This window comes from Pseudomonas weihenstephanensis (assembly GCF_001043055.1).
GTDB lineage: Bacteria > Pseudomonadota > Gammaproteobacteria > Pseudomonadales > Pseudomonadaceae > Aquipseudomonas > Aquipseudomonas weihenstephanensis.
In genome coordinates, this window is record NZ_JYLF01000002.1 from 712984 (window position 1) to 732794 (window position 19811).

Annotated in this window: 12 protein-coding genes; 8 read left to right on the forward strand and 4 right to left on the reverse strand. The window is 56.8% G+C overall.

Annotated features, from left to right (window positions below):
* Position 1 precedes the first annotated feature (1 nt).
* Entirely contained in the window at positions 2–1969 is a 1968-nt protein-coding gene (locus TU86_RS07500; protein ID WP_048363651.1) for a MacB family efflux pump subunit, read from the reverse strand.
* Positions 1970–3142, reverse strand: coding sequence for an efflux RND transporter periplasmic adaptor subunit (locus tag TU86_RS07505; RefSeq protein ID WP_048363652.1), 1173 nt, complete (start codon positions 3140–3142; stop codon positions 1970–1972).
* Between the two features lie 310 nt (positions 3143–3452).
* On the opposite strand from TU86_RS07505, the gene TU86_RS07510 reads away from it, so the two are divergent.
* The 8 genes from TU86_RS07510 to TU86_RS07545 all read left to right on the forward strand — a co-directional run bounded on the left by TU86_RS07510 (position 3453) and on the right by TU86_RS07545 (position 14847).
* Positions 3453–3935 (forward strand): sigma-70 family RNA polymerase sigma factor, encoded by a 483-nt coding sequence (locus TU86_RS07510; RefSeq protein ID WP_173426968.1) that lies wholly within the window; start codon positions 3453–3455, stop codon positions 3933–3935.
* 117 nt (positions 3936–4052) lie between these two features.
* Complete coding sequence (locus TU86_RS07515) at positions 4053–5390, forward strand: lysine N(6)-hydroxylase/L-ornithine N(5)-oxygenase family protein (protein WP_048363653.1); 1338 nt, start codon at positions 4053–4055, stop codon at positions 5388–5390.
* A gap of 710 nt (positions 5391–6100) precedes the next feature.
* Positions 6101–8863, forward strand: a complete 2763-nt coding sequence (mgtA, locus tag TU86_RS07520) for a magnesium-translocating P-type ATPase (RefSeq protein WP_048363654.1) — start codon at positions 6101–6103, stop codon at positions 8861–8863.
* A 72-nt stretch (positions 8864–8935) separates the two neighbouring features.
* Positions 8936–9652 carry an MgtC/SapB family protein gene (locus TU86_RS07525; protein WP_048363655.1) on the forward strand — a complete coding sequence of 239 codons (717 nt, stop codon included), beginning with the start codon at positions 8936–8938 and terminating at the stop codon, positions 9650–9652.
* A 288-nt stretch (positions 9653–9940) separates the two neighbouring features.
* Entirely contained in the window at positions 9941–10567 is a 627-nt protein-coding gene (locus TU86_RS07530; protein WP_048363656.1) for a response regulator transcription factor, read from the forward strand.
* A complete protein-coding gene (locus TU86_RS07535; protein WP_048363657.1) occupies positions 10568–13831 on the forward strand; it encodes a transporter substrate-binding domain-containing protein in 3264 nt (1087 codons plus the stop codon).
* A 122-nt stretch (positions 13832–13953) separates the two neighbouring features.
* Positions 13954–14289 carry an ANTAR domain-containing protein gene (locus tag TU86_RS07540; RefSeq protein ID WP_048363658.1) on the forward strand — a complete coding sequence of 112 codons (336 nt, stop codon included), beginning with the start codon at positions 13954–13956 and terminating at the stop codon, positions 14287–14289.
* A gap of 72 nt (positions 14290–14361) precedes the next feature.
* Positions 14362–14847, forward strand: coding sequence for a GNAT family N-acetyltransferase (locus TU86_RS07545; RefSeq protein ID WP_048363659.1), 486 nt, complete (start codon positions 14362–14364; stop codon positions 14845–14847).
* 680 nt (positions 14848–15527) lie between these two features.
* Here TU86_RS07545 and TU86_RS07550 read toward each other — a convergent pair.
* Positions 15528–17777 carry a TonB-dependent siderophore receptor gene (locus TU86_RS07550; protein ID WP_048363660.1) on the reverse strand — a complete coding sequence of 750 codons (2250 nt, stop codon included), beginning with the start codon at positions 17775–17777 and terminating at the stop codon, positions 15528–15530.
* 151 nt (positions 17778–17928) lie between these two features.
* Positions 17929–19671, reverse strand: coding sequence for a phosphoethanolamine transferase CptA (locus TU86_RS07555; RefSeq protein ID WP_048363661.1), 1743 nt, complete (start codon positions 19669–19671; stop codon positions 17929–17931).
* Between the last annotated feature and the right edge of the window lie 140 nt (positions 19672–19811).

Here is a 19811-nt window from a genome sequence, read left to right on the forward strand (position 1 = left end):
TTTATTCACTGGTAAGGGCCGTGACCGGGTCGAGCCGGGCAGCTTTGCGGGCCGGCATAAAGCCGAAAATGACGCCAGTCACCAGTGCGCAACCGAAGGCGCCCAGGACGGCTACCAACGAAAACGCCACGGCAACGTCGCACAGGTAAAGTACGGCTCCCACGATGAATGCCAGGCCGATGCCCGCTGCACCGCCCACGACCGATAGCATCAGGGCTTCAGTGAGGAATTGACGCAGAATGTCGCGCTGGCGCGCGCCAGTGGCCATGCGAATACCGATTTCACGCGTACGTTCGCGTACCGTCATGAGCATGATGTTCATCACCCCGATACCGCCCACCAACAATGAGATGGCGGCAATTGAGCCGAGCATCAGCGAGAGGGTGTTGCGGGTTTTGGCTTCGGCCTGGATCATCGCGGCGTTGTTGGTGATTTCGAAATCGCGTGTGCCGTGGTGCAGTTTGAGCATCAGTTGCTCAATGGCTTTTTCGGTTTGATTCACCTTGCTGGCATCGGCCGCGGCAATCACCACGTATTCCGGGTTATGGGTGCCAAACAGGCGCACGCTCGCCGAGGAGTAGGGCACCACGATGCGCGTGTCACTGTCGGAGTCGCCGGAGCTGGCGCCTTTCTCGGCCAGCACGCCGACTACGCGAAAGGGCACGTTCTCCAGCAGGATGTATTGGCCAATCGGGTTGGGTACGTTTTTGAGCACTTTCTCGCGCACTTTTTTACCGATCACCGCGACAGCGGCGGCAGCGTCTTCATCGGCCTGGGAGAAGAAACTGCCTTGCACCACGGGCCAGTTGAAGATCGCCGAGAAGTCGATGCCGTTACCGCCGGTGTACAGGGTGTGGTCTTCGTTGCCGAAGCGCACGCCGATCTCGGCGCCATTGATCGGCATGATCATTTTCACTTGCGGCAGGGTCGACAGCGCCGCCACGTCGCTGAGGGTGACAATGCCCAGCGGTGCTCTGGGGCGGGGCGACATGCCGCTGAGGTAAATGATGTTGGAGCCAAAGGCGCCCATTTCGGCCATCACCTGGCGTTTGCTGCCTTCGCCCACGGCCAGCATCACCACCACCGAGGCCACGCCAATGACAATACCGAGCAAGGTCAGGGCGGTGCGAAAGCGATTGATCCACATCACCCGCCAGGCCGCGTGCACGGCGTCTACCAGCTCGCCTTTCCAGGCGCCCCTGGCCTCGCTGCCTTCGCTCAGGCGTTGGCGCAAATCGATGGCCTGTAACGCTTTGGGGTTGTCGCTGGATGCTGGTGCGTCGCTGGCAGTGTCACTGATGACCTCGCCGTCGCGCACTTCGATGATGCGCTTGGCCCGTGCCGCCACTTCGCGATCGTGGGTAATCAGGATCACCACATGGCCCTGGCTGGCCAGTTCATCGAGCAGCGTCATGACTTCGGCGCCGCTGTGGCTGTCCAGGGCGCCGGTGGGTTCGTCGGCCAGGATGATGTGCCCGCCGTTCATCAAGGCGCGCGCAATGGACACGCGTTGTTGTTGGCCGCCAGACAGTTGGTGCGGGCGATTGGCCGTGCGCTCGGCCAGGCCCAGTCGGTCGAGCAGGGTGGCCGCGCGCGCGTGCCGCTCGGCGGCGGGCATACCGGCATAAATGGCCGGCATTTCGACGTTTTCCTGGGCTGAGGCCGACGGGATCAGGTGGTAGCCCTGAAACACAAAACCAAAGGCTTCGCGGCGCAGCCAGGCCAGTTCGTCGCAGTCCAGCCGGGCCACGTCTTCACCGGCAAACAGATAGCGTCCGGACGTGGGTCGGTCGAGGCAGCCGAGGATGTTCATCAGCGTCGATTTGCCCGAACCCGAGGCGCCGACGATGGCCACGAACTCGCCCGCGTGAATCGACAGGCTGACACCTTTGAGTACGTGGACTTCGGGGGTGTCGATGCCGCCGTAGACCTTGCGGATGTCGTGCAGGTCAATCAGGGGAGTGGCCATTTAGCCTCCGTTGCCGGTGGCTGGGCCGATCAGCAGGTGATCACCTTCGTTCAGCCCTTCGAGGATTTGCACGCGCAGGCGATCACTGATACCGGTGCGAATGTCGCGGGGTTCGACTTTGCCGTTTTTGGCGACAATGTGCGCCGTCTGACGATCGCTGTCGGTACTGCCTTGCAGGGCCACAATAGGTGCCAGCAGTACGTCTTTGGCCTGATCGGCCACGAAGAAGACCTGGGTGGTCATCTCGGGCATCAGCGCCTGATCGGTGTTGTCGACGTCTAGCAATACGGTGTACAGCACCACGCGCGCGCTGCCGCTCTTGCCTGAGCTGGCGGGGCTGCCGCCGCCCTGGCTGGCCTCGTTTAGCGGCTTGGGGGGCACCGGCAGAATTTGCCGCACGGTGCTGTTCCAGCGCCGGTTGCCACCACTCAAGGTGGTGAAGTAAGCCTGCATGCCGGGTTTGACGTGGCCGATGTCGGCTTCCGAGACCTCGGCCCAGACTGTCATCGGAGACAGTTTGGCAATGCGCAAAATCAACGGTGTTTGTTGTTGCGCGTTGAGGGTTTGGCCTTCGCGAGCGTCAATCGCCACCACGGTGCCGGCCATCGGCGCAAAAATGCGCGTGTAACCCAGCTCCGCTTCATCGCTGCGCAAGCTGGCCTGTGCCTGGCGAATCTGGGCCTGGAACATCTGGGTGCGGGCCTGAGTGGTGCGGACCTCGGCCTGTGCGCTTTGCACGTCTTCCTCGCGGGTGGCGCCGCCTTGGACCAGATGTTGCTGGCGCCGGTATTTCTGTTCGGCCAGGTCGTGCAGGGCGCGCTGTTCTTGCAGTTGGGCCTTGAGGTTTTCAATGGCGAACCGGCTGGCATCGAGCTTGGCCGTCTGCGTGGAGGGGTCTATCTCGACCAGCAATTGGCCTTCTTTGACCTCGTTACCGACCTCGACATGGATCTTGTGAATTTGCCCCGAAGCCTGTGCTCCCACATCGACATATTGGCGCGGTTGTAATGTGCCGAGGGCCGTGACGCTGTTTTCGATGTCGCCACGTGTGACGGGGACGGTGTCATACGCGTCCCGACTGGGCGTGAGAAAAGGCCACGCAACGAGCGCGGCAACCAGCAGTAACGAGAGAGTAATCAGCAGTGCGCGGAGGGTCTGTCGGGGGCGTTTCATGCAGGGTTCCGGCCAATGAGATTCGGCCCGTCGTCATGTCATTGAGCCGAAATGCCCAACAGCTAACGCTGTCGGCGAGGCGACAGACACGGGGAGCTGTTGAGTAAACGAACGCTCAGGCGCGCAATTTAAGGCTGTGCAGGGCGGGCTGTTACTGAATATTTCCTGAGAGTTTGAACGGTCGGGCTTTAAATCTATATGAGAATTACTATAAATTACGTCTGCAAAAGTGCCATCATCATGCCGCTATGTCATACGGCCATGTTCTGCGCTCATGGAAAGTTACCGCGCCCCGCTGCGGTCAGGAGTCATGTTGGAAAACTACTATCGTGAATTGGTGAGCTTTTTGAGTGCCCGCATGGGCAATGCTCAGGCCGCTGAAGATGTGGTGCATGACGCGTATGTGCGGGTGCTGGAACGTTCCAGTGATGAGCCGATTGAGCAGCCGCGGGCGTTCTTGTACCGCACGGCGCTCAATCTGGTGATCGACGGTCATCGGCGCAATACCTTGCGTCAGGTTGAACCGTTGGAGGTGCTGGACACCGATGAGCGTTTTTTCTGCCCCTCTCCTCAAGCCACCATGGACCACGGTCAGCGCCTGGAGATGGTGCAGCGTGCGTTGAGCGAGTTACCTGAAGCCTGCCGTGACAGTTTTTTGTTGCGCAAGCTTGAGGGCCTGTCTCACCCCGAGATTGCCGAACGCCTCGGTGTGTCACGCAGTGTGGTGGAGAAGCACATCGTGAATGCCATGAAGCATTGCCGGTTTCGTATTCGGCAGTGGGATAACGCCTAAATTTTATTTCTGTAGCCTCGTTCCTACTCAACAGACGACCTGCTGTTCTGCCACAGAGCAATCAGGTCATGGGCTTTTTCTTCCCTCTGTTGAGGGGTAATCCAGAGGACACTGGAAATGACACAGGCAATCGCTTCGGCCGTCGTTCATGATCTGATCGGCATCGGTTTCGGGCCTTCCAATCTGGCCTTGGCCATCGCCCTGGAAGAGCGCGGACAGGTGCAAGGCCCGCTGGACGTGCTGTTTCTGGACAAACAGGCCGACTACCGTTGGCACGGCAACACGCTGGTGACCCAGAGCGAACTGCAAATCTCGTTCCTCAAAGACCTGGTGACGTTGCGCAATCCGACCAGCCCGTATTCTTTCGTCAATTACCTCAAGGCGCACGGGCGTCTGGTGGACTTCATCAACCTGGGTACTTTTTACCCGTGCCGCATGGAGTTCAACGATTACCTGCGCTGGGTGGCGTCGCACTTCGAAGCGCAAAGCCGTTACGGCGAAGAAGTGCTGGCCATCGAGCCGGTATTGCATCAGCAACAGGTTGAAGCGCTGCGCGTGATCTCGCGCGATGCTCTGGGCCAACAACACGTGCGCACGACCCGCTCGGTGGTGGTGAGTGCAGGCGGCACACCGCGAATCCCAGAGGCCTTCAACGCGCTCAAAGATGACAGCCGGGTATTCCACCACTCGCAGTACCTGGAACGTATGGCCAAACAGCCGTGTGTGAACGGTAAGCCAATGCGCATCGCGATCATTGGCGGCGGTCAGAGTGCCGCCGAAGCCTTCATTGACTTGAATGACAGCTTTCCGTCGGCGCAAGTGGACTTGATCCTGCGCGGCTCGGCGCTCAAACCGGCCGATGACAGTCCCTTCGTCAACGAAGTGTTTTCGCCGGAGTTCACTGACCTGGTGTACCAGCAAAACACCGCCGAGCGCGAACGGCTGATCAATGAGTACCAGAGCACCAACTATTCAGTGGTCGACATTGACCTGATCGAACGTATTTACGGGATTTTCTATCGTCAGAAAGTCTCGGGCATTGCCCGTCACGCGTTCCGCAGCCTGACCAGCATTGAAAACGCAGTGGTTGACGCGCAGGGCATCAAGCTGGCGCTGCGCAACACCGCCAGCGGTGAGCTTAGCGAGCAGCATTACGATGCGGTGATTCTGGCCACAGGCTATGAGCGCCAGATGCATCGTCATTTGCTGGCACCTTTGGCCGAGTACTTGGGCGACTTTGAAGTGGGCCGCGATTACCGCATCGCCACCGACGCGCGCTGCAAGGCGGGCATCTATATGCAGGGCTTTTGCCAGGCCAGCCACGGCCTGAGCGACACGTTGCTGTCGGTGCTGCCGATCCGTGCCGAGGAAATTTGCGGGTCGCTGTACACCCACGATAAACACCGCACCAAGGGCCCCATCAACGCGGAGCAATTGCTGGCCACCGCCGTCTAAGGCTGAACCTGTCGCGAACCCACAATGGCCGCATGTTTGCCTGCGACCCACGGCATCCCCAAAGCGCTTGCTTGATATTCAGGTAAGCGCTTTTTGGTTTCTGAACCCTTCCTGAAGAACCTTCTGATTCATCAAACGTAAGCCTTCCTACGGTTTACTCTCTAAAACGTCGGGCGTAAGCTGCCGGCGTTTTCATCAATAGCGGAGTCCCTCAGTGGGTACCAGTTCGAGTGACAGTAGTCGGCCGGTGTTAAAGACCGGCATCACCTCGGCAAGCTAACGCGCAGATTCCCCTGCCGTTTCTTGCTGATCAGCGAGAAACGGTGTCTTGATCGGGTCAGTGGTGACCTGAACCTCGAAACCTTCTCTTCGACACTGAAACCTGTGTGATCACAGCCTCTACGGCCGCGGATCGCATCAGGGCGCAGGTTCATGCCCCGCCTTTATGGCGCACGGCTTGCGCTCGTCTGTACCTGCTGCGCAACACCGCTGACACCACGTGTTAGGGGAATCACCATGGGCAACATTTTCAGACTCATCCACCGTCGTCATCATCGGCCTGCCTTGCCGGGCTGCGTACGACTGCCTCACTAAAATCACAGGCATTTGGCCTGTATCCGGGTTGTAACACCATGAATGACGGTTCGAGATTAAGGCCGTCTGGGTAAGCCCCCGCTGGGGGTGAGCGCAGGCGGCGCAGGAGTAGCACCATGAAACTCACCCTGAAAGAATTCTTCGCAGGTTTTCTGCGCACGCGTCACATCGGGCGGCACTTTCGTCGTCTGGCCGTTCTGGATGGCCTGAGCCATACCACGGTCAGCCGCGAAGTTCCCGCGACATTGGCGCAAACCCTGGTCGCTGCGGCCAACAGCGACAGTGCGGTACTGATCGACACGCTGGGCACCCACACCGATGGCCTGAGTGAAGTTGAAGCGCAAGCGCTGCGTCAGCAGCATGGGCTTAACGAGGTCGAGCACGAACAGCCCCTGAGCCGCTGGGTGCACCTGTGGCACTGCTACAAAAACCCCTTCAACTTGCTGTTGACCTTACTGGCGGCCGTGTCGTTGGCCACCGATGACATTCAGGCCGCGGTGGTGATTGGCACCATGGTGGTGTTGTCCACCGTGCTGCGATTTTGGCAGGAAGCCAAGTCGAATAAAGCAGCAGATGCGCTTAAGGCGATGGTCAGCAACACGGCCACGGTGATGCGTCGCGATTTCAGTGCCGATGCCGCGCCAATGTTTGGCAAGTTCTATGGCGCGTCGCTGAACATCAAAGGCGCGCAGCGCATCGAGCTGGCGATCAAGCAATTGGTGCCGGGTGATCTGATTGTGCTGTCTGCCGGTGACATGATTCCTGCCGATTGCCGGGTACTCAGCGCCAAGGACCTGTTTGTCAGCCAGGCCGCAATGACGGGCGAATCGATGCCCGTGGAAAAATTTGCGCACCAGACTGACCGCGACACCCGCAACCCGCTGGAGCTGGACAATATTGTGTTCATGGGCACCAACGTGGTGTCCGGGGCAGCCACGGCAGTGGTACTCACCACGGGTAACAACACCTACTTCGGGGCCTTGGCGCAACGAGTCGGGGCGACCGACCGCGGGCCGACTTCGTTCCAGACCGGGGTTAACAAAGTCAGCTGGTTGTTGATCCGTTTTATGTTTGTGATGGCGCCGCTGGTGCTGTTCATCAATGGTTTTACCAAGGGCGACTGGACAGAAGCACTGCTGTTCGCGCTGTCGGTGGCAGTGGGCCTGACGCCCGAAATGCTGCCTATGATCGTGACCTCGACCCTGGCCAAAGGCGCCGTATTTCTGTCGCGTAAAAAAGTCATCGTCAAACGGCTGGACGCGATCCAGAACTTTGGCGCGATGGATGTGCTGTGCACCGATAAAACCGGCACGCTGACCCAGGATAAAATCTTCCTTGCCCGGCACGTGGATGTGTGGGGGCAAGAGTCTGACGACGTGCTGGAAATGGCTTACCTCAATAGCTACTACCAGACCGGGTTGAAAAACCTGCTGGACGTGGCCGTGCTGGAGCACGTTGAGGTTCACCGTGAATTGAACGTGGGCACGGCGTTCAACAAGGTTGACGAAATTCCTTTCGACTTCACGCGCCGCAGGATGTCAGTGGTGGTGGCCGAGCAAGACCAGCCTCACGTATTGATTTGCAAAGGCGCTGTCGAAGAAGTGTTGTCGGTGTGCAACAGCGTGCGTCATGGCGAGTCTGAAGAGGCGCTGACGGATGAACTGTTGGCGCGGATTCGTAGCGTTACCGCGGCATTCAACGAAGAAGGCTTGCGCGTTGTGGGTGTCGCGGCGCGTTCCATGGCGCCAGGCCGTGACACTTACAGCCTGGCGGATGAACAGCAACTGACGCTGATCGGTTACGTGGCGTTTCTTGATCCGCCCAAAGAAAGCACGGCGCCCGCACTCAAGGCGTTGGCTGAGCACGGGATCGCGGTCAAAGTGCTGACGGGTGATAACGAGTTGGTAACGGCGAAAATTTGCCGCGAAGTGGGCCTGGATCAGCAGGGGCTGCTGATGGGCAATGACATTGAACGCATGAGCGATGCTGAGCTGGCGGTGGCAGTGGAAACCACCAATGTGTTCGCCAAGCTCACACCCACCCACAAAGAACGCATCGTGCGCTTGCTCAAAGCCAATGGCCATGTGGTTGGCTTCATGGGCGACGGGATCAACGATGCGCCCGCCTTGCGCACAGCGGACATTGGTATTTCGGTGGACAGTGCAGTGGACATCGCCAAGGAAGCGGCGGACATCATCTTGCTGGAAAAAAGCCTGATGGTGCTGGAGGAGGGCGTGCTTGAAGGGCGTCGTACCTTCGCCAATATGCTCAAGTACATCAAAATGACCGCCAGTTCCAACTTCGGCAACGTGTTCTCGGTGTTGGTGGCCAGTGCGTTTATTCCGTTTTTGCCAATGCTGCCGATGCACCTGCTGGTGCAAAACCTGCTCTACGATGTGTCGCAGATCGCCATCCCGTTCGATAACGTCGATGAAGACATGCTGAAAAAACCACAGCGCTGGCAGCCTGCTGAAGTGGGGCGCTTCATGTTGTTCTTTGGCCCGATCAGCTCGATTTTCGATATTTTGACGTTTGGCCTGATGTGGTACGTGTTCCAGGCCAATACGCCTGAGCATCAAACCCTGTTCCAATCCGGGTGGTTCGTGGTCGGCCTGCTGACGCAAACCCTGATTGTGCACATGATCCGTACGCCTAAAATTCCCTTCCTGCAAAGCCGCGCGGCGATGCCATTGATGGTGATGACGGGCGTGATCATGGCAGTAGGTATTTTTCTGCCGATGGGGCCATTGGCCAGCTACTTTAAACTGGAGGCGTTGCCACCGCTGTACTTCGTGTTTTTGCCGATGATCTTGCTGGCGTACATGGCCCTGACCCAAGCGGTGAAAGGCTTCTACATTCGTAAGTTTGGCTGGCAGTAAAGCAGGCGTCTGGCGTCGCTGGCGCCAAGGGCGTCAGCGACTGCGCATAGTGATCGAGTCAAGGATGAAATCATGCAAGCACTCAACAATATCAACCTCACCTCGCTGGTGGACACGCTGGTCAGCCTCAGTGCGGCCTTTATCCTTGGCGGCTTGATCGGTTTCGAGCGCCAGTATCGCCAACGTACCGCCGGGTTACGCACCAATGTGCTGGTGGCGGTGGGCGCGGCGATTTTTGTCGACATGGCCAACCGGCTGGGCGGCGCTGAAGGTGCGGTGCGGGTGGTGGCGTATGTGGTCTCAGGTATAGGTTTTTTAGGGGCCGGGGTGATCATGCGCGAAGAAGGCAATGTGCGCGGTCTCAACACGGCAGCCACGTTATGGGCGTCAGCGGCCGTTGGCGCCTGTGCAGGTGCAGACCTGATTCTGGAGGCGTTGCTGGGTACGTTATTCGTGTTGGCGGCCAACACCTTGCTGCGTCCCATCGTCAACAATATTAACCGTCAGCCACTGGACGTGATTTCGTCCGAAGTGACCTACATGGTGTACGTGATTGCGCGACGTCATCAGCAAAAGGCCGTGCTGGCCTTGCTCGAAGCAGAGTTGGAGCGCAGCAATTACCCGGCCCGGGATTTGGATGTGCATGCCTTTGGTCAGGATGAAGTCGAAATTGAAGGCACGCTGGTTGCAACCTCTGTGGACGGGGATGAGCTGGATGCGTTGATTGCCCGGATCTCGACCTCAACGTTGGTGGTTCAAGCCTTTTGGAGCCCGAGTACCACGGAATAATGCCGGTGTCGGCGTGGCCAGCTTAAGAAATACCCTACAAGCGTAGTCGAAATCACCCTTCATGCTCCTAGTGCTTAATTGGCGATTATCCTCGGCTGAATTTCACGCGGCCTTCAGAGGGGAGTTTTATTTGTTTCGGATATTTGAAAGAAATTTGTGGGAAATTTCCTATACTTCACTCGAGTGTCAATAAATCTGTCTTTTTGGGTTTCTGAAAAATCGTATCTATTCAAAACGGTGTTTAGCACGAAGTTTGCACCGGCGTTGATGCAATGGACTGAGGTACCTATGTATAAAGTTTTGATTGTCGATGATCATCCTTTGATCCGCTCTGTGATGAAGCTCGAGCTGGCAGCACAAAACTATGAGGTGGTAGGAGACGTCGGCACGGGCAGCGAAGCCATTCAATTTATTCGCAATCACCCGGTTGACCTCGTGATTCTGGACATTGGCCTGCCTGGCATTGATGGGCTGGATGTCCTTAATCGAATAAAAACCTACAAGCCCGAAGTTCGGGTTCTGGTGCTGACTTCTTACCAGGATTCGCATTTCTCGGCGCAATGTATGCGTGCCGGTGCCAATGGTTTTATTAACAAAACCAAGGGGATGGACGACGTTTTGCGGGGTGTCAAAGTCGTGATGGGGGGTTATAGCTTTTTTCCGAGTGTGGCGAGCAGTTCTGTTCGTAACAGTGATGGGAGTTTGAGTGAGCAGGTGTTGATTGAAGGTTTGTCCCCGCGTGAACTCACTATTTTGCTGCATCTGGCGCAGGGGGTAAGTAATAAAAAGATTGCCGAAGACATGGCTTTGAGCAGTAAAACCATCAGTACGTATAAGACCCGCTTGAAGGTAAAGCTAAAGATTGAATCTGTGGTGCACTTGGCCGAGTTTGCCAAGCGTAACGGCCTGCTCTAAATGAAGGTATTTGTACGCCAATGTGTGATGGGGCTGTGCTTGATGAGCGTGTGCTGGTCAAGCGTGGCGGCGCAGGCATCGGTTCAGACCCTGCAATTGCTAGGCCGCTCCAACGTTGAAGATTACAGCGTGGTGCTTGAACCAGCGGACAAACAATGGCTGAGCCAAAAAGGTACGTTGCGCTTAGGCGTCTCTGCGCCCGATTACGCCCCCTTCGATGTAACGGCGGACGGGCAGTATTTTGAAGGTTTGACGGCGGACTATGCCGAGCTTGTTTCGGAGTTACTGAACGTTAGCGTCGAGGTCAAACGCTATCCTTCAAGGCCCGTGGCCATGGCGGCGCTCAAACAGGGCGAAGTGGATTTACTGGGCAGCGCCAACGACTTTGAAACGCAGGACCCAGCGCTGAAGTTAACCCGGGCCTACGCCGAAGACTCCCCGACGCTGGTTACCCGCACCAGTAACCGCAACAACTTGCCCTTTGACCTGGCGGGCAAGCGTGTGGCGTTACTGGATCACTATTTGCCGCCAGACAAAGTCAGGGCGTTTTACCCCCGAGCCACGTTGCAACTGTATCCCTCCACCCTGACGGCGATCGGTGCCGTGGCGTTTGGCCAAGCCGATGTGTATTTGGGTGATTTCATCAGCGCCAATTACCTGATCAACAAAAACTACTTGAACAATGTGCAGGTGGCGGATTTTTCACGTCTGGAGGTCACGCCCTTTTCCTTTGCTTTACGGCGCACCGACACTCGGTTACTGCGTGTGGTGAATGCGGCGATGGCGGCGATTCCTGCCAGTGAACGCATGACCATCCTGCGCCGCTGGAGTTCGGAAGGGCCCCAAATAACCAGCCATTGGCGGCTGAACCTCAGCGACAGTGAGCAGCATTGGCTCAACCAACATCCGCGCATTAAAGTGGCGATCAACGATCAATACCTGCCGCTGTCGTTCATTGATGAGCAAGGCGCATTTAAAGGCATCAGTGCCGATGTGCTGGCCCATATCAGCGCCCGAACCGGACTTGTATTCGAGGCGGTCAAAGCCCAGTCAGTCGAGGATCTGGCAGTGCTGGTGGCCAGTGGTAAAGCTGACATGATGGGGGCCTTTACACCCAGCGTCTCGCGTGAAAACCAATTGCGTTTCACCCGACCCTATCTCACCACCCCCTTTGTGTTGGTAACGCCATTGAAAACGCAAAGCCCTGTCACGCTGGACCAGATGGCGGGGCAGCGGGTGGTGTTGGTGCGGGGTAATGTGCTGCGCGACTATGTGCAGCAACACTACCCGCAGGTTCAACTGCTGGAGGCCGAAAACGCATGGGATGCCATGAGTTGGGTGGCCCAGGGCAAGGCGGATGCGGCAATTAATGCGTTGGTCAGTGCCCGCTACATGATCTCGCTCCATTTCAGTGATCAATTGCATATCACCAGCACCGTGGGGACACAGCCGGGGCAGATTGGTTTTGCAACCTCGCACAACGCCCCACAATTAAGCGCCATTCTGGATAAAGCTCTGCTCAGCATCACCCCTGAGGAAATGGGCACTTTGACCAATCGCTGGCGAACCGCCACGCAAGCGGGCAACAGTTACTGGTTGCGTAACCGTGCCGCGATTGTGCAAGGCTTTGCGATTGCAGCGGCTTTGCTGTTGGTGGCGCTGGTGTGGATCGCTTATTTGCGCCGTGCGATCAGTAAACGCCAGCAGCTGTTAGACCAACTACAGGCAGCCAAGCAACGTGCAGACGAAGCCAATCGGGCTAAAACCACGTTTCTGGCCACGATGAGTCATGAAATTCGCACCCCCATGAATGCCGTGATCGGCATGCTTGAGCTGGCGATGAAAAAAGCCGACCAAGGGATACTGGACCGTTTTGCTATTGAGGTGGCATCAGGTTCGGCCCGTGAACTGCTGGAGCTAATCGGCGATATTCTGGACATCGCACGCATCGAGTCCGGGCATCTTTCATTAAGCCCCGAACGCGCCAACTTGCAGGCACTGGTTGAATCGGTAGTGCGTATGTTTGATGGGCTGGCGCGGCAAAAACACCTGAGTTTGGTGAGTACATTGACCTTTGAGGTGCCTGACTCAGATGTGCTGATTGATCCTTTGCGCTTTAAACAGATTATTTCCAATTTAGTGGGCAATGCGATCAAGTTTACTGATCGGGGTGAAGTACGCATTGAGTTGCACGTGGGAGCAGGTCACGCGCCCACTCATCGTTCGGTGCGCGTGCGTGTGCAGGACACCGGCATGGGGATTTCACAGGAGGATCAGGCGCGTTTGTTCAGCCCGTTTATTCAGGCCAGCAATAACACCCAATCGGCACGCAGTGGCTCTGGCCTGGGGTTGGTCATTTGTCGAACGCTCTGCGAGATGATGGGAGGCACCTTGCGGCTGGACAGCGTGGAGGGTGTGGGTACACAGGTTGAGATGGCAGTGCAGGTGCCTGTTCTTGAGCCTGAGAGCATCAAAGTGGCGCCAGAACCTGAGGCTGAGCAACAACACAGCGCGCTAAACGTACTGGTGGTGGACGACTACCCCGCGAACCGCATGCTGCTGGTACAGCAAATGAGCTATCTGGGGCACAGCGTAGTGGATGTTGAAAATGGTGCGCTTGGACTTCAAGTCTGGCACGCCAGGTCTTTTGATGTGGTGATCACCGATTGCAATATGCCGGTTATGAATGGCTACGAATTAACGCGCTCGATACGCGAGCAAGAGCGCTTGCTCGGCTCAGAACCCTGCCTGATTCTTGGCTTTACGGCTAACGCTCAACCCGAAGAAGTTGATCGCTGCCTGGCTGCCGGGATGGACAGCTGCCTGTTTAAACCCATCAGTCTCAAGGACCTGGATGATTGCCTGGCTGGAGTAGTACCAGCCGGGCCGATTTATGAGCCTGTACAGGGGGCTAAAGAGCTGGATCTGAGTTATCTCAAGCAGATGAGCCAAGGTGATGAAAGCCTGGTTAGAAAAATGCTGGACGAACTGGCCATTAGTAATCGCAAGGATATTGGGCGTCTGCTGGCTTTTTTTGTCAGCGATGATCGTCAAGGCCTCATGGAACTGGCACATGGGATCAAAGGCGGCGCCATGCTCATTGATGCCCAGGTGTTGGTTGAATCTTGTGAACAATTGGAAGTTGCGTGTGCATCGACCCCGGCGTTAGCGCTGACCGACTATGTCAATAAACTCCACCAGAGTATGGAGCGCCTTGAGGCGTTGCTTGAAGCCTACGCCGACAGCGATGAATTGCGGGCCTGAGGCGGTGAGCGGCCTCTTGAAATCCATACGTTTGTACTTATCTAGCTGTGACGTGTGGCTGTCCACAGAGGTGGATTGTTTGAATTTTCGATGAAACATAATTTGAAGACGGTTCAACGCAAATGCCGACTAAATCATTACGAATCTTGATCGCCGATGCCGAGCGAACAGAGGCTTTAAAGATAGAGAAGGCGCTTAACGGCTTGGGCTATTACCGCATTGCACCCTTGGAGCGTGTTGAAGCGTTATTGGGGTTGTGCGATGCAGAGGTGGATGCTTTTGACGTATTGCTCATCAGTCAAGACTTGGCAAATGCAGCGGGGTTGGATCAGGCGCAGTTGCGCACAGACCACTCACAGTTCAGGCATGTGCACATCTACACCCATGCGGCCCTGCTGGCAGGTGAGATCGAGACGCTGATGAAGTCCGTCGATGTATCTGCTCAGGCACCTGATTGAGACTTGAATACGCGCCCTGGGCCACGTTAATGTCCGGGGCTGTTATCAGCAGTCTCAATGAGGAGAAGTGGTATGTCGGACATCGTTGTGGTGCAGGCAGACTATTCAAACCCCGTTCATGCACAGGCCCTCAGGGATGTGCTGAATCATTACGCCAAGGATCCTATGGGTGGCGGTGAAGCACTCTCGGCGCAGGTGCTGGACGCTTTGCCGGCTGAACTGGCCAAGCGTGCGCATGCCTTTAGCGTGCTCGCGTTTGTCGATGATGTGGCGGCAGGGTTGGTCAACTGTTTTGAAGGGTTTTCTACGTTTGCTGGCAAGCCATTGGTTAACGTTCACGACGTGTCGGTGGTGGATACGTTTCGGGGTTTGGGCTTGAGCCACAAAATGTTGGAAAAGGTTGAAGACATCGCCCGTGAGCGCGGTTGCTGCAAAATCACCCTTGAAGTGCTAGAAGGCAACCCGGTGGCGCAGGGTGCCTATCGCAAGTTTGGTTTCAGTGATGGCCAGCTGGACCCGGCCTACGGACACATGCTGTTCTGGAATAAATACCTGTAAGGCGCGTCGTGGTGGCAGCGGTTACAGGTGATAAATGCAGGCCCGTAGGCGTTGACGAGTAACGCGAGGCTACGCGCGGCGACAGCGTCGTCGTAAAGCCTTCAACCTGGGTGTGCCAGACACGGCGTGGTGATCGGGTTTACGACCGCTTCGCGGCCGATCGCAGCCTCGTGCCTCGGCAGCGACTACAGGTGATGAATGCAGTTCTTGTAGGCGTTGACGAGTAACGCGAGGCTACGCGCGGCGACAGCGTCGTCGTAAAGCCTTCAACCTGGGTGTGCCAGACACGGCGCGGTGATTGGTTTTACGACCGCTTCGCGGCCGATCGCAGCCTCGTCCCTCGGCAGCGACTACAGGTGATAAATGCAGTTTTTGTAGGCGTTGACGAGTAACGCGAGGCTACGCGCGGCGACAGCGTCGTCGTAAAGCCTTCAACCTGGGTGTGCCAGACACGGCGCGGTGATTGGTTTTACGACCGCTTCGCGGCCAATCGCAGCCTCGTGCCTCGGCAGCGACTACAGGTGATGAATGCAGTTTTTGTAGGCGTTGACGAGTAACGCGAGGCTACGCGCGGCGACAGCGTCGTCGTAACGCCTTCAACCTGGGTGTGCCAGACACGGCGCGGTGATTGGTTTTACGACCGCTTCGCGGCCGATCGCAGCCTCGTCCCTCGGCAGCGACTACAGGAGCTTCCATTCAAGGCCCAGGCTGACGGTGCGTGGATCTCCCCAGAACACGCCGTTATAGAAACCAACGTTGTCGTAGTATTTCTGATCCAGCAGGTTTTTAACGTTCAACGTAGCCGATACATGGGGGTCGAATTCGTAGCGGGCCATCAGGTCGACGAGGGTGTAGGACTTCTGAGTAATATTTTCCTTCACGGTGATGTGTTCGCCATCGGCGTCTTTTTCGCCTGTCGGGCGCCAGGCACCGCGGAATATGTCGCTCTGCCAGTTCACGGCGGCGCCCACGGTCATGGCCTTCCAGTTGCCTGGCAGGCGATAGCTGCTGGCAAGCTTGACCATGTTCAAGGGTGATGTGCTGTTCATGCGGTTGCCGTCACCGTCCCGTGAGTGGGTGTAGGTGTAACCCGCCATCATGTTCCAGTCGCGCATGATTTCACCGGCCAGCTCTACTTCAAAGCCATTGACCTTGTTGCCTTTGCCAGCGGATTTGTAATATTCCTCACCGTTAGGGCCTCGGGGTCCGGAGTCGTCAATGACGGGCACGTTGTCTTGTTTGCTCCAAAACACGGCACTGGAGAGGTTCAGGCGCTCATCCATAAAGCTGCCTTTAATGCCCACTTCATAGTTACTGCCGACCACCGGTTCCAGGTAGGTCTTGTTGACCGTTTTCTCGTCAGAGGGATTGAAAATATCGGTGTAGCTCACGTAAGCCGTGAAGTGTTCGGTGAAGTCATACAGCAGCCCCGCATAAGGGGTGAGCATGTCGTTGTGTTGTTGGGTAACCTTAGTGGCTTGAGTCAGTTGGTAGGTATTTTCGTCATATTCCTTGCTGCTGTTCGAGCTTTTCCAACTGCCATAGCGTGTTCCCAGTACGGCATGCCAGTCATCCGTCAGGTTAAAGCGCGTGGCCAGGTAACCCGCTTTTTGCTTGATGATGTCTCGGCTGCCCTCACGCCCGGTGTCGATGTCATTGAACTTGGGCACGCTGCCCAAATCGCTCCAGTCAGGGATCACCCCATAGTTATCGGGATTACGCTCGATTAACCAGGGTGAGGTGTTGTCGTTTTTGGCTTGCCCATAACCGAGCATCAGATCGTGGTCGCGCCCGAACAGCGGGTATGTACCTGAGACATTGATGTCGACGGCCGTCATGTATTCGTCGCCGGTCATATGCTTGCTGTTGGCGAGCATTCCGCTGCGGTCAGCGTTGGGGAAGCCCGCACTGGCGTTGTACACAGAACCGTCTGAATCGCTGGTGCGATAGGTGTAGGCCGCTTTAAGTCGCCAGTCATAGAACAACCGCTGGTCGAGGGTGGCAAACGCGGTTTTATCCTTCATGGGCCATGAACTCCACGGAGCAACCCAGTTGGTGGAGCGGCCCAGATGGGCTTTTTCGCCTGTGCCCGTCCAATACGGAAGCGTACCCCATGTGGTGCCTTTTACTTGCTTGTCTTGATAGTCATAACCCACGGCGACGGTGGTGTCGTCTGTCAGGTCGGCTTCCAGAATTCCGTAAGCCACTTCGCGCTTGAGGGCGTAGTTGTCGCGAAAGGATTTGCTGTCGCGGTAAGCCAAAACGGTACGCCCGCGCAAGCGACCGTCAAATGCCAGCGGGCCACCCACATCCACGAAGCTGTAATAGTCGTCGTAACTGCCGCCGCTAACGCCGACCTTGGCTTCAAGTTCGTGGGTGGGGCGTTTGCGGATCATGTTGATGGTGCCCGAAGGATCGCCAGCGCCGGTAGTCAGTCCGGTGGCGCCACGGATGACTTCGATGCGGTCGTAGATGATGGTGTCGGCGTCAGATTTCATGAAGCTGAAGGTGTTGAGCATTCCGTCAATCTGGAAGTTACGGAGGGTGTAACCGCGCGATGAATAGCTGACCCGGTCCGAGTCGTTGTGCTGCACCACCACGCCGGTGGTGTGGCGCATGGCTTCGGTCAGGGTATTGAGGTTGAAATCGTCCATTTCCTGGCGGGTGACCACCGAAATAGACTGAGGTGTTTCGCGAATACTCAGGTTGAGTTTGGTCGCAGTACTTGTTGAGCCGGTGGTGTAGGCGCCGGTGTTCTCAGTCGTTGCGCCCAGTCCTTGGGCCGTGATGCGGGTGCTGTCGAGCTCCAGTGAACGGGCGCTTTTTTGGCTTTCATCCTTGATCTCGGTGTCTGCCCACAGGTGCGGGCTGAGTGTACTGCTGAGCAGGCCGAGGGTTAACGTCATCGAACGGGTAGTGGGCGCGTACATCGCTGCCGGCTCCTTGTCATTGTTGTGAAGTTGCTTAGTGCTTCAAACGAATGGCAAGGCTGGGAATTAGATAATCGAGAACGATTCTTGTTTCCGGGTGTTTCTTTGGGGAACTTAAAAGCGGCGGAGCGGTGGGCACTCCGCCGTTTAATTAGTGCTTGGCGATTTCGCTGGGCGTTGGATGCTTGGGTTTTAGCAAGCTGAAATCGATCAACGCTTTTTGCGGTCGAGAGTAGGGGTCGCCAATCAACTGAGGTCGGGCGACGAATTGATCACTCACCACGCTCTTTTTGTCGTCCAGCTCATTGGCCGTGAGCCCGGCCAAATCGGTCCAGGTGTGGATGAACTGTGAGCTGCTGTAGGGGCGGCTCAAGTCGCTGGCAAAATTCCAGGCATGTGTTTCACGCCATTTTGGCGAGGCCCATACCATGAACGGGATGGTGTACATCGGCGCTGTCGGTTTGGCTTCATTGCGGCCCAGTGTGTCATGACCCACTGAGTCAAAGACGTCTTCGCCATGGTCTGACAGGTACAGCAAGAAACCATTAGGGTCGGTCTTGGCGAAGTCTTTGATCAGGCTCGACACCACAAAATCGTTGTACAGCACGGCATTGTCGTAGCTGTTGTAGGTCGGCACCTGATCGTCGCTCAAGCCGCTTGGCACGCCGGTACGGTCGGTGAACGTGTCGAACGTAGGCGGGTAGCGGTACTGGTAGCTCATGTGCGTACCGAGCAGGTGAATCACGATCAACTTGCGCGGTGCACTGTCGGCCAGGATCTTGGAGAACGGCGCCAGCACGTCGCCATCGTATTGGCGGGCGTTCTGGTTACGGTTGTTGTTGAGGTAGACCTGTTCGTCGGCTTGTTCGGAGAACGTGGTGAGCATGGTGTTGCGCTTGGTCATGGTCTGTTGATTGGTCACCCAGAAGGTTTTATACCCCGCCTGTTTCATCACGCTCACCAGCGAAGGCGTACTCAGGTAGAGGTCCGGGTTCTCTTCGTCAGCAAAGGTCAGCACTTGTTGCAGCGCTTCGATGGTGTAGGGGCGCGGGGTCACCACGTTGTCGAAAATGGCCAGTTGGTCGCGTAATTTGTCGAGATTGGGTGTCGTCTCGCGTTGATAACCATAGAGGCTCATGCGCTGGCGGTTGGTTGATTCACCGATGACGAGCACCAATGTGGTCGGTTTGCCGGCTTCATTGTCTTTGAGGTGGGTCAGTGGCGGGATCTTGCTGGCGCTGGCGAGCATGCCTTGCATGTTGTCCAGTTGCTCTAGGTAGCGGCGATAAGCCACCACCATCTGCCACGGCACCGCCGGCTCCACGCGGCTTTCGAAGCTTTCCATCGCTGCGGCCATGGTGTCGTGCTTGAGGGTTTGTTTGATCAGCGGGTATCCGATGACGGCCACCAGGATGCCGACGGCTGCGGCCCATGCCTGAACGCGGGGCAAGTACACCGGTCGCAGGCGGCTCCACAGGAATACGGCAATGGCGGTGTGGGCCAAAAAGGCCAGCACCATCCACCAGGCAAAATATTGGGTCAGGTATTCGCCCGCTTCGGAGATGTTCGACTCGAACATGATGAAGATGACGCTCTGGGAAAACTCCTGCTGATAGATGAAGAAGTAGCCGAGGCTGGCCATGGAACAAGCCCACAACACTACGCCGATAATCGCTGCCAATGCGCGGGTGCGGGCGGGGAAGAGCAGCATCGGCGCCAACCAGATGGCGCTCATCACAAAGGCTTGTCGAAACCCGGAAAAGCCCGAGGTGCCTGTGAGCTGGATCAGTAACTGCGTGATGCCGGAAAAGTACCAGAAAAACAGGAACAGCCAACCCAGACCTGCCCAATCGAAACCTTTTGCAGAGGTGTTACTGCGTTTGAACATCCCCATACCGCGCTCCAGCTGATAACCACTTGGATGGTTGGCACTGCAATGCGCGGCCAACGCGTCAGTGCTGCTTCAAGGCTGAGCAGCAACAAAGTGTTTAAGTATCAACAAGGGCATGTGAAAACTTTGTTGCGGGGGGGAGC